The organism is Pelagibacterium lentulum, assembly GCF_003992625.1.
Lineage (GTDB): Bacteria > Pseudomonadota > Alphaproteobacteria > Rhizobiales > Devosiaceae > Pelagibacterium > Pelagibacterium lentulum.
In genome coordinates, this window is the sequence record NZ_RZMW01000013.1 from 1 (window position 1) to 10209 (window position 10209).

9 protein-coding genes are annotated in these 10209 nt (G+C 60.2%); 8 read left to right on the forward strand and 1 reads right to left on the reverse strand.

The window, feature by feature from the left end:
• Positions 1-114: 114 nt before the first annotated feature.
• From istA to EO133_RS04445, 7 genes are all read left to right on the forward strand, one after another.
• The gene (istA, locus tag EO133_RS04415) at positions 115-1641 is read left to right on the forward strand and encodes an IS21 family transposase (RefSeq protein WP_127071377.1); all 1527 of its coding nucleotides are present in this window, start codon (positions 115-117) and stop codon (positions 1639-1641) included.
• Positions 1631-2422, forward strand: a complete 792-nt coding sequence (istB, locus tag EO133_RS04420) for an IS21-like element helper ATPase IstB (RefSeq protein ID WP_127071376.1) — start codon at positions 1631-1633, stop codon at positions 2420-2422. The genes istA and istB overlap by 11 nt, the downstream gene beginning before the upstream one ends.
• Positions 2423-2508: 86 nt before the next feature.
• The gene (locus EO133_RS04425; protein WP_127071466.1) at positions 2509-4578 is read left to right on the forward strand and encodes an ATP-dependent helicase; all 2070 of its coding nucleotides are present in this window, start codon (positions 2509-2511) and stop codon (positions 4576-4578) included.
• A 14-nt stretch (positions 4579-4592) separates the two neighbouring features.
• On the forward strand, positions 4593-5264 hold the full coding sequence (locus tag EO133_RS04430; protein ID WP_127071467.1) for an SOS response-associated peptidase: 672 nt from the start codon (positions 4593-4595) through the stop codon (positions 5262-5264).
• Positions 5265-5383: 119 nt separating this feature from the next.
• Positions 5384-6424: a DNA polymerase IV gene (dinB, locus tag EO133_RS04435; RefSeq protein ID WP_244640921.1), complete on the forward strand. Its 1041-nt coding sequence runs from the start codon at positions 5384-5386 to the stop codon at positions 6422-6424.
• Between the two features lie 142 nt (positions 6425-6566).
• Positions 6567-7298 carry a DUF6088 family protein gene (locus EO133_RS04440; protein ID WP_127071469.1) on the forward strand — a complete coding sequence of 244 codons (732 nt, stop codon included), beginning with the start codon at positions 6567-6569 and terminating at the stop codon, positions 7296-7298.
• Complete coding sequence (locus EO133_RS04445; RefSeq protein ID WP_127071470.1) at positions 7291-8364, forward strand: nucleotidyl transferase AbiEii/AbiGii toxin family protein; 1074 nt, start codon at positions 7291-7293, stop codon at positions 8362-8364. The genes EO133_RS04440 and EO133_RS04445 overlap by 8 nt, the downstream gene beginning before the upstream one ends.
• Here the strand turns inward: EO133_RS04445 and EO133_RS04450 are convergent.
• Positions 8359-9113, reverse strand: a protein-coding gene (locus EO133_RS04450) for an IS5 family transposase (protein WP_371870950.1) whose coding sequence is annotated in 2 segments (ribosomal slippage) — positions 8359-8781 and positions 8784-9113 — 753 coding nt in all. Because the reading frame shifts where the segments join, the coding sequence is not laid out codon by codon here. The two genes, EO133_RS04445 and EO133_RS04450, sit on opposite strands and share 6 nt — an antisense overlap.
• A gap of 136 nt (positions 9114-9249) precedes the next feature.
• On the opposite strand from EO133_RS04450, the gene EO133_RS04455 reads away from it, so the two are divergent.
• Complete coding sequence (locus tag EO133_RS04455) at positions 9250-10209, forward strand: IS481 family transposase (RefSeq protein WP_127070548.1); 960 nt, start codon at positions 9250-9252, stop codon at positions 10207-10209.

Below are 10209 nucleotides of genomic sequence, written 5' to 3' on the forward strand. Positions count from 1 at the left end.
CTGTTGATTTCCACTGAGAAGTGACCCGGTTTTGGGGGGTATTTTCACTGAGAACTGACCCATGTTTGAACGCTATCCTGCTCGTTTTGGGCGGGAGTTTATGGAGTGTTGGACATGGCGTTTTTGAGCGTTATCCGGCGCTGGCATTTCCGAGACGGCCTATCGATCCGGGAGATTGCACGGCGCACGGGTTTGTCCCGGAATACCATCCGCAAATACCTCAGGGCTGAGGCTGTCGAGCCGAAGTTTCGTGTTCCCGATCGACCGAGCAAGATCGATCTTTTCGCCGAGAAGCTTTCCGCTTGGCTGCGGTCTGAGAGCCGCAAGCCGCGCAAACAGAAGCGCACCATCAAGCAGATCCACGCTGATCTCGTGGCTTTGGGCTTCGATGGCTCTTACGGCCGTGTGGCAGCCTTTGCCCGCCGTTGGAAAGAGGAGCGCCTGCGCGAACAGAACACGACCGGAAGGGGCGTGTTCGTTCCTCTGGCCTTTGATCCCGGAGAGGCCTTCCAGTTCGACTGGAGCGAGGACTGGGCGCAGATTGGAGGGGAGCGCATCAAGCTTCAGGTGGCCCACACCAAGCTCTGCTACAGCCGAGCCTTTGTCGTGAGAGCCTATGTGCTCCAGACCCACGAGATGCTGTTTGATGCCCATAACCAGGCCTTCAAGGCTTTTGGTGGCGTTCCGCGTCGGGGGATCTACGACAATATGCGAAGTGCGGTCGACAAGGTCGGGCGCGGCAAGGTGCGTCAGGTCAATGCCCGGTTCTCGGCCATGGCTAGCCACTTTCTGTTCGAGCCCGAGTTCTGCAATCCCGCAGCCGGCTGGGAAAAGGGAATGGTGGAAAAGAACGTGCAGGATGTTCGTCACCGGCTCTTCCAACCCCTGCCGCGTGCAAACTCGCTCAATGAGTTGAACCTCTGGCTCGAGCAGCGCTGCGTGGCCCTATGGGAAGAGATGGCTCATGGCACCGAACCGGGAACGGTTGCCGATGCATGGAGGGTTGAAGCCCAATATCTGATGGCCGTGCCGCGGGCCTTCGATGGGTTTGTTGAGCACACCAAGCGCGTCTCGCCCACCTGCCTGGTTCACCTCGAGCGCGTGCGCTATAGCGTACCCGCCTCGTTTGCCAACAGACCCGTCAGCGTCAGGGTCTATCCAGACCGCATCGTTGTTGTCGCCGAAGGGCAAATTGTTTGCGAGCACACGCGGATCATCGAGCGGCATCATGGGGCCGGGCAAACTGTTTATGATTGGCGTCATTACCTGGCCGTGATCCAGCGCAAGCCCGGTGCATTGCGCAATGGTGCACCCTTTGCCGAACTGCCGGCAGCGTTCCGTCACCTCCAGACCCATCTTTTGGGCAAACCCGGTGGTGATCGGGAGATGGTCGAGATTCTGGCCCTCGTTCTTCATCATGATGAACAGGCAGTGCTCGCAGCTGTCGAGATGGCGCTCGACGCCGGGGTGCCCACAAAGACCCATATTCTCAATCTGCTGCACAGGCTCATCGATGCCAAACCGGGAACCGTTCCTCCGGTCCAGGCGCCGCAGGCGCTTGCCCTGAGCAAGGAGCCGCAGGCCAATGTCGAACGCTACGACACCCTTCGCACTGATCGGGAGGTGCGCCATGCGTCATGATCCGGCAAGTGCAGCTCTGGTCATCATGCTCAAGAGCCTTAAAATGGCAGGCATGGCTCAGGCGGTCAGTGAACTCACCGAGCAGGGTTCTCCAGCCTTTGAGGCGGCTGTGCCCATCCTCTCGCAATTGCTCAAGGCTGAGATGGCCGAACGCGAGACGAAGTCGATCGCCTATCAGCTCAAGGTCGCCCGCTTTCCCACCTATAAGGATCTCTCGGGCTTTGAGTTTACCAGCAGCGAGGTCAATGAAGCTCTGGTGCGTCAGCTCCATATCGGCGCCTTCATCGAGAAAGCCGACAACGTCGTCCTCCTGGGTGGTCCGGGAACAGGCAAGACCCACATCGCAACGGCCCTGGGCATTCAAGCCATCGAGCATCATCGCAAACGGGTGCGCTTCTTCTCAACCGTTGAGCTGGTCAATGCGCTCGAACAGGAAAAAGCCCAGGGCAAGGCCGGTCAGATCGCCAACAGGCTCATTCATTCCGACCTGGTCATTCTCGATGAGCTCGGATACCTGCCGTTCAGCGCGTCTGGAGGCGCCTTGCTCTTCCATCTGCTCTCAAGGCTTTACGAGCGCACCAGCGTCATCATCACCACCAATCTGAGCTTTGCCGAATGGGCCAGCGTGTTCGGGGATCCCAAAATGACAACGGCATTGCTCGACAGGCTCACCCATCATTGCCACATCCTCGAAACCGGCAATGACAGCTTCCGGTTCAAAAACAGCTCGGCGAAAACCGACAAAACCAAAAAGGAGAAAACACCGAACTTGACCACGTGACCGAACCCAAATCATATCAATGAAGCGGGTCAATTCTCGGTGAAAAAACCGGGTCACTTCTCAATGGAAATCAACAGTGGGACAGCATGGATGCGGCGCATTTGGAAAAATTGAACGAGGGTCAACGCGCCGCAGTCATCCACGGCATCGGCCTGCCCGATGGCCGGGCCGGGGGACCACTTCTGATCATCGCCGGGGCCGGATCGGGCAAGACCAACACGCTTGCCCATCGCGTTGCCCAGCTCATCATCTCCGGGGCCGATCCGCGCCGCATCCTGCTCATGACCTTCTCCCGCCGAGCAGCAAGCGAGATGGGCAAGCGGGTGGAACGCATTTGCGCCAAGGCGCTTGGCGACAAGGCCGGCATTTTGACCGATGCGCTCGCCTGGTCGGGCACCTTTCATGGGATCGGCGCGCGGATCCTGCGCGAATACGCCTTCGAGCTCGGTCTCGATCCCCAGTTCACCATCCATGACCGCGAGGATTCCGCCGACCTGATGAATCTCGTTCGCCACGATCTCGGCTTCTCGAAGACGGAGAACCGGTTCCCGGCCAAGGGGACGTGCCTGTCCATCTACTCCCGCACCGTCAATGCCGAGGCGCCGCTCGATGAGGTGCTGCGGGCGAACTATCCCTGGTGTGCCGCCTGGGAGAAGGAGCTGCGCGAGCTCTTTGCGGGTTATGTCGAGGCCAAGCAGATCCAGAACGTGCTCGATTACGACGACCTGCTGCTCTATTGGGCGCAGACCATGGGCGATGCCACACTGGCCGACGAGATCGGCGGCAAGTGGGATCATGTTCTGGTCGATGAGTATCAGGACACCAACCGGCTGCAGGCGACAATCCTCACCGGATTAAAGCCCGGCGGGCGCGGCTTGACCGTCGTCGGTGACGATGCCCAGGCGATCTATTCCTTCCGGGCGGCCACGGTGCGGAACATCCTCGATTTTCCGAAAGAATTCTCGCCGGCCGCCGAAATCATCACGCTCGACCGCAACTACCGCTCCACCCAGCCGATCCTTGCCGCCGCCAATGGCGTGATTGGCCTCGCCAAGGAACGGTTCACCAAGAACCTCTGGACCGAGCGGGCCTCGAACGAGCGCCCGCGGCTCGTTACCGTGCGCGATGAGGCCGATCAGGCGAGGTTCGTCGCCGAGGAGGTGCTTGAGAACCGGGAGACCGGCATGCGGCTCAAGGACCAGGCGGTGCTGTTCCGCGCCAGCCACCACAGCGGGCCGCTCGAGGTGGAGCTCACCCGCCGCAACATCCCCTTCGTCAAATTCGGAGGCCTGAAGTTCCTCGACAGCGCCCACGTCAAGGACATGCTGGCCGCACTTCGCTTTGCCCAGAACATGCGCGATCGGGTGGCCGGCTTCCGACTGCTGCAGCTCCTACCCGGCGTCGGTCCGGCGACAGCGCAGACCGCCCTAGACGCCGTTGCAGACAGTGCCGATCCCATCGACACGCTCGATCGCCTCCCCTGCCCTGCCCGCGCGCAAGTCGACTGGCCGGGCTTTGTCGAACTTCTGGCGAATCTGCGCACAGCCGCTGCCGGGTGGCCGGCCGAAATCGGCCAGGTCCGCGCCTGGTACGAGCCACATCTTGAACGCATCCATGAGGATTTCGAGATGCGGCGGGCCGACCTGCTCCAACTCGAGGACATCGCTGCCGGCTATCCCTCCCGCGAACGCTTCCTGACCGAACTGACCCTCGATCCTCCGGACGCCACGTCGGGACAGGCGGGTGTGCCGCTGCTCGATGAGGACTATCTGATCCTCTCGACCATCCATTCGGCAAAGGGCCAGGAATGGCGCTCGGTCTTCGTTCTCAACACTGTCGACGGGTGCATTCCCTCCGACCTCGGCGCCGGCACGTCCGATGAGCTCGAGGAGGAGCGGCGCCTGCTCTATGTCGCGATGACCCGCGCCAAGGACAGTCTCAATCTCGTCGTGCCGCAGCGCTTCTTTACCCACGGTCAGTCCTCGACCGGCGACCGGCATGTCTATGCCTCGCGGACACGGTTCATTCCCGCTAGTCTGATCGAACTGTTCGAATGCCGCGCCTGGCCCGTGGTGGCTCCCGGAACGAGTCCCAATATCGGTCCGCGGCAGGTTCGCCTCGATGTCGGCGCCCGTATGCGCGGCATGTGGCGGTAGAAGGGAGAGACCGCTTGTGTAACCTTTATAACCTCACGACAACGCGCGATGCGGTCATGGAGTTCACCAAGGCCCTTGCCGACAGGGCGGGCTGGAACGAGCCCTCGCTCGACGTCTATCCGAACACGCTGGCGCCGATCGTCCGTGTCGGCGCCGACGGCAAGCGCGAGATCGCGAGCGCAACCTGGGGCATGCCGACGCCACCGGCTTATGTCAAAGGCAAGGCCGATCGCGGAGTCACGAATGTTCGCAACGTGGGATCGCCGCACTGGCGCCGCTGGTTGGGACCAACAAGCCGCTGTGTCGTCCCTTTCACATCGTTCGCAGAACCCGATCCCGCAAGCAAGGTGGAAGGCGGGCGCGTGCCGAACGCCTGGTTCGCGAAGAATGCTGAGCGGCCGCTGATGTTCTTCGCTGGTTTCTGGACACCCTGGAAGGGCGTGCGGAAGGTCCGCGACGGCGAGCAGGAATACGAACTCTTCGGCTTCCTGACGACGACGCCGAACGAGATAGTCAGCCCGATCCACCAGAAAGCGATGCCGGCGATCCTGACGACGCCGGAGGAGGTCAATCTCTGGCTGACCGGCGAATGGGAAGAGGCCAAGCATCTGCAGCGCCCCCTCCCCGGCAATATGCTGGTCGTGGTCGAACCGCCAGCGAAACCAAAGGACGATCTTCTGGTCTAGGCAACCGGATCGTAGCGGCAGTTCAAATGTTGAGGAGCGACGAGGACAGACTTGCACACCATCGTGCTGGTGAACAGAGCGAGAAAGAGGCTCCGCTCCGCAAGATCATCCATGTGGACATGGACGCCTTCTATGCCTCGGTCGAGCAACGCGACAATCCCGATCTCAGAGGCAAACCCGTCGCGGTCGGCGGCTCGGCCGCACGCGGCGTGGTGGCTGCGGCGAGCTACGAGGCTCGGACATTCGGAGTGCGATCGGCCATGCCCTCGGTCACGGCCAAACGCCGATGCCCGGACCTCATTTTCGTCAAGCCGCGGTTTGATGTCTATCGAGCCGTCTCGGCGCAGATCCGCGAGATCTTTGCGGAACACACAGACCTGATCGAGCCGTTGTCACTCGACGAAGCCTATCTCGACGTCACCGAGAACAAGCAGAACATCGCGACCGCCACCGAAATCGCCACTATAATCCGGGCCCACATCAAGGAGGTGACCGGACTCAATGCGTCGGCCGGCATTTCCTATTGCAAGTTCCTCGCGAAGATGGCGAGCGACCTCAACAAGCCGAACGGCCAGGCGGTCATCACGCCGAAGGCCGGACCGGACTTCGTAGCCAGCCTGCCGGTCAAGAAGTTCCACGGCGTCGGGCCGGCGACGGCCGCCAAGATGGAGCGGCTGGGGATCGTGACCGGCACCGATCTGCGCGAGAAGTCTCTGGCTTTCCTGCAGGAACATTTCGGGAAGTCAGGTGGCTGGTATTATCGGATCTCGCGGGGGATCGATGAGCGCCCCGTGCAGCCGAACCGGCCGCGCAAATCGGTCGGAGCCGAAGACACGTTCATGACCGACATTTTCGACCTCGATGCGGCACGCGCCGAATTGGCGCCCCTGGCCGAAAAGGTCTGGCGGCATTGCGAGGCGAAGGAGATTACCGGCCGGACCGTGACGCTGAAGGTGAAGTTCGCCGATTTCCAGCAGATCACCCGCAGCAGGACCCTGCCGACGCACGTAAGAGGCGTGGATGAGATGATTGAGGTTTCGCACTCGATGCTCGCCGACCTGTTTCCCGTCGAGAAGGGCATTCGCCTGCTTGGGGTGACGTTGTCATCGTTGGGCGAAATCGCCCAATCGATGGAAACGAAGCAGCTCGCGCTTTTCTAAAAGCATACCGGCTAGATTCGCTCAGCGGAAGAATCGGGCCGGCACAGACCAATTTTTATATACAAACTTTGGTCTCTATCCCCAGCGTCATTGCCACTGACCAAAATTTGTATATAATCTTCGGTCAGCAAATGAGGCCTCAATGCCAGATCCTACGTCCGACACCCTGAATCGCGTCCATGACCGGATAGCAGCGAACGCCCCTGCCGGGGTTTGGTCGCGGGCGGATTTCCTCGACATCGCCAGCCCGAATGGAGTCGAGAAGGCACTGCAACGACTAGCCAAGCGCGGGGATATCCGACGGCCTTACCGAGGACTTTACGACAAGCCAACCAAAAGCAAACTGACCGGAAAGATGGTGTTTCCCCCGATAGCGTCTTTCGTTGATGCCATCGCCCGCCGGGACAAGCTGCGAGTCCTGGTCGACGGAATGACCGCAGCTAACGATCTGGGCTTGACAACGGCGGTCCCGGCCCGCAGCACGATCTATGCCGACACATATCCGAGAACGATCGAAATCGTTGCCAACACCGGGGATCCGAACGCCACAGACCCCGTAGTCTACAAACTCGACTTCAAGCGCATCTCTGCCAAAACGGCGTACTGGGCCGGCCGGCCGGCCATGCGCGTCGTCCAGGCGATATCATGGTTTCGCGATGACCGCTCGAACCTCGACGTAGTGATCAACGGTATCGTACGACGTCTTTCAAGCGCACCCGAGCGCGACGCCATTGTCGAGGACCTGCACCAAAACATTCACGCCGTGCCCGCGTGGATGTACTCGGCAATCGAAAAGATCACACAAATGCTGTCGGTCGACGAAGGTTCGGACACATCATCAGCGCCGTTTGAGACCTCAGAGAACCATGCATAAAACCTTCGCTGAAATCCTTGGCTCGAGCATAGACGAACGGCGGGCACTCTATTCGGCGGTCGCCGCCAAGCTGGAGACCCGCGCCGAAAATGTTGAGAAAGACCTCTACGTATGCTGGATCCTCGATTTCCTGTTCAACCGACGCCAGGACGATCCGGTCCATCTCTACTTCAAGGGCGGAGCCAGCCTGAGCAAGGCATATGGCCTCATCAGAAGGTTTTCCGAAGACATCGACATCGGGATATATAAGGCCGATCTCAACGTCCCGCTTGAAGCTGACATTGCCGCGCTCCCCTCCATCAACAAGCAGCAGAAAGCTCTCGCCGAGGAGGTCGACGAAGCTGCGCGGCAGTACATTTCCGGTCCGCTCAGAGAGCAACTGCTGAAGGAAATTGCCGCGGTCGAGGATACGATCGGCCAGAAGAATCATTTTTCCGTCGGGTTCGGTTTCGATGGCTATCGAAACAAGGATGCGCTCGACATTCTCGTCGTTGGTTATGACAGCGCCTTCGGATCCGGAGACGGCTACGTCCAGGCGGCGGTACGGATAGAGGGCGGTGCCCGGCCAGACCCCGTTCCCGACGAGCAGCGGGAAATCGCCCCCTACGTCGCCGACGAACTGCCGAATGGCCGTGACCTTAGATTCGGAGCCGTCACGACCGTGAAGCCGGAGCGCACCTTCTGGGAAAAGCTGCTGATCCTGCACGCCATGACCGAGATGACCGACAAGCGCATTGCCGACAACAATCCCGACCGTCCGGTCCCCGACCTCAATCGCTATTCCCGCCACTACTATGACGTCCATCAGATGTGGCGGCATGGCGAGTACGGCGAGAAAACTGCCGCGATGCGTGATCTCGCCGAGGTCTGTCGCCAGCATAAGCAGCTGATGTTCCGTGCGCCTGATCATAGGTACGACCGTGCCGTGCCAGGCACTTATCGCCTAGTGCCAACCGAGGAGATGCTGAGAAAGCTAGCAGCGGACTACGAACGAATGTCGGCCATGATATTCGGGGCGCCGCCAAAATTCGAAGATGTTATGGCTAGGGTTGAGACTCAATCATAGCCAGTACGCAACTGCTGCTGCGAGCATGACGGCAGATAGATAATTCCGAGCGAGCTTGTCGTACCGTGTGGCGACGCGGCGGAAATCCTTGAGGCGGCAGAACATGGCCTCAACGCGCCAGCGGTCCTTGTAGCGTTTCTCATCGTATCGGATTTTGCGTTTGCGGTTCTTGCGGCCGGGGATCACCGGGATGGTGTTTTGACTTCGAAGAGTGGAGCGAAGACGGTTGGCATCATAGCCCCGGTCCGCGATAATCCTCTTCATACCCGTTGTGTGGGCGATGAGCAGATCTGCTCCCTTCATGTCCGAGGCATTGCCGGGTGTCAGGACGAGCCAGAGTGGTCTGCCGATAACGTCGACAAGCGCATGGACCTTGGTGGTCCGGCCACCACGCGAGATGCCAATGGCATTGGCTCGCGCCCCCCTTTTCCCCCACCTGCACAACGATGGGCCTTGATATAGCTGCTGTCGATCTGGGCGGTTTCGGCAATCCAGCCCTGTTCGGTCAGAGCCGCAAGAATGCGTGCCCATATACCGCGGCGGCTCCAACGGTTCCAACGATTGTAGATGGTGGTCGAAGGACCATACTCGCCAGGGCAATCAGCCCAGCGCCCGCCGCATTTGAGCATGTGAATGATCCCCGAAATCACCCGCCGGTCATCAACCCGTCGGGCTCCAGGCTGGTTCTTGGGAAGGTGGGGCTCAATGGCCACCCAGGCTTCGTCACTCAACCAAAACAGTCTGCTCATCAATGCCTCCGGCTTATCCGAAGCCAGAGAATCTGATTTGCAGCTCCTATTCAACAACCTGATTGGGTTTGGACCCTAGTTGTTTGATCCCATGGTTTGATGGTGCGATTCTTTCGCAGGGATGGAAGGAGGCACTATGGGACAGGTTCGCCACGGGAGCGCCACGACCACGCACGCCGTCAGAGCAGCAATACAGCGATCGCAAGCTTCGCTCGCGCAGCTGAGCCGGGAGCTTGGCATCAATCCGAAGACGGTGGCGAAATGGCGCAAGCGCGCGACAGTCGAGGACATGAGGACCGGGCCGAAGGAACCGCGCTCGACGGTCCTGACCGAAGAAGAGGAGGCGGCAGTCGTCGCCTTCCGAAGGCACACGCTCTTGCCGCTGGATGATTGCCTCTATGCGCTCCAACCCTCGATCCCGCACCTGACACGGTCGGCGCTGCACCGGTGCCTGCAGCGTCATGGCATCTCGCGCCTTCCGGATGTCGAAGGCGACAAGCCCAAGCGCCAGAAGTTCAAGCGCTACCCCATTGGCTTCTTTCACATCGACATTGCCGAGGTGCAGACTGCCGAGGGCAAGCTCTACCTGTTCGTCGGAATCGACCGGACTGCCAAGTTCGCAGTCGCTCAACTTGTTGCAACAGCTGACAGAAAGACGGCTTGGGAGTTCCTGCAGCACTTGCTCGAGGCCGTGCCCTACCAGGTCCATACGGTCCTCACTGACAATGGCATCCAGTTCGCCGAGCAACCCCGGAACCGGAACACCAGCTACGCCCGACCGATGCGCTTCGACATGATCTGCGAGGCGAACGGGATCGAGCACCGGCTGACCAAACCGAACCATCCATGGACCAACGGCCAGGTCGAGCGGATGAACCGGACGATCAAGGACGCCACGGTCAAGCGCTTCCACTACGACAGCCACGATCAGCTGCGCACCCACCTCGCCGACTTCATGGCAGCTTACAACTTCGCCCGCCGGCTCAAGACGCTCGGTGGTCTCACGCCCTACGAATACATCTGCAAAATCTGGACATCAGAGCCGGATCGATTCATCATAAACCCGGTCCACCAGATGCCGGGACTGAACACCTAG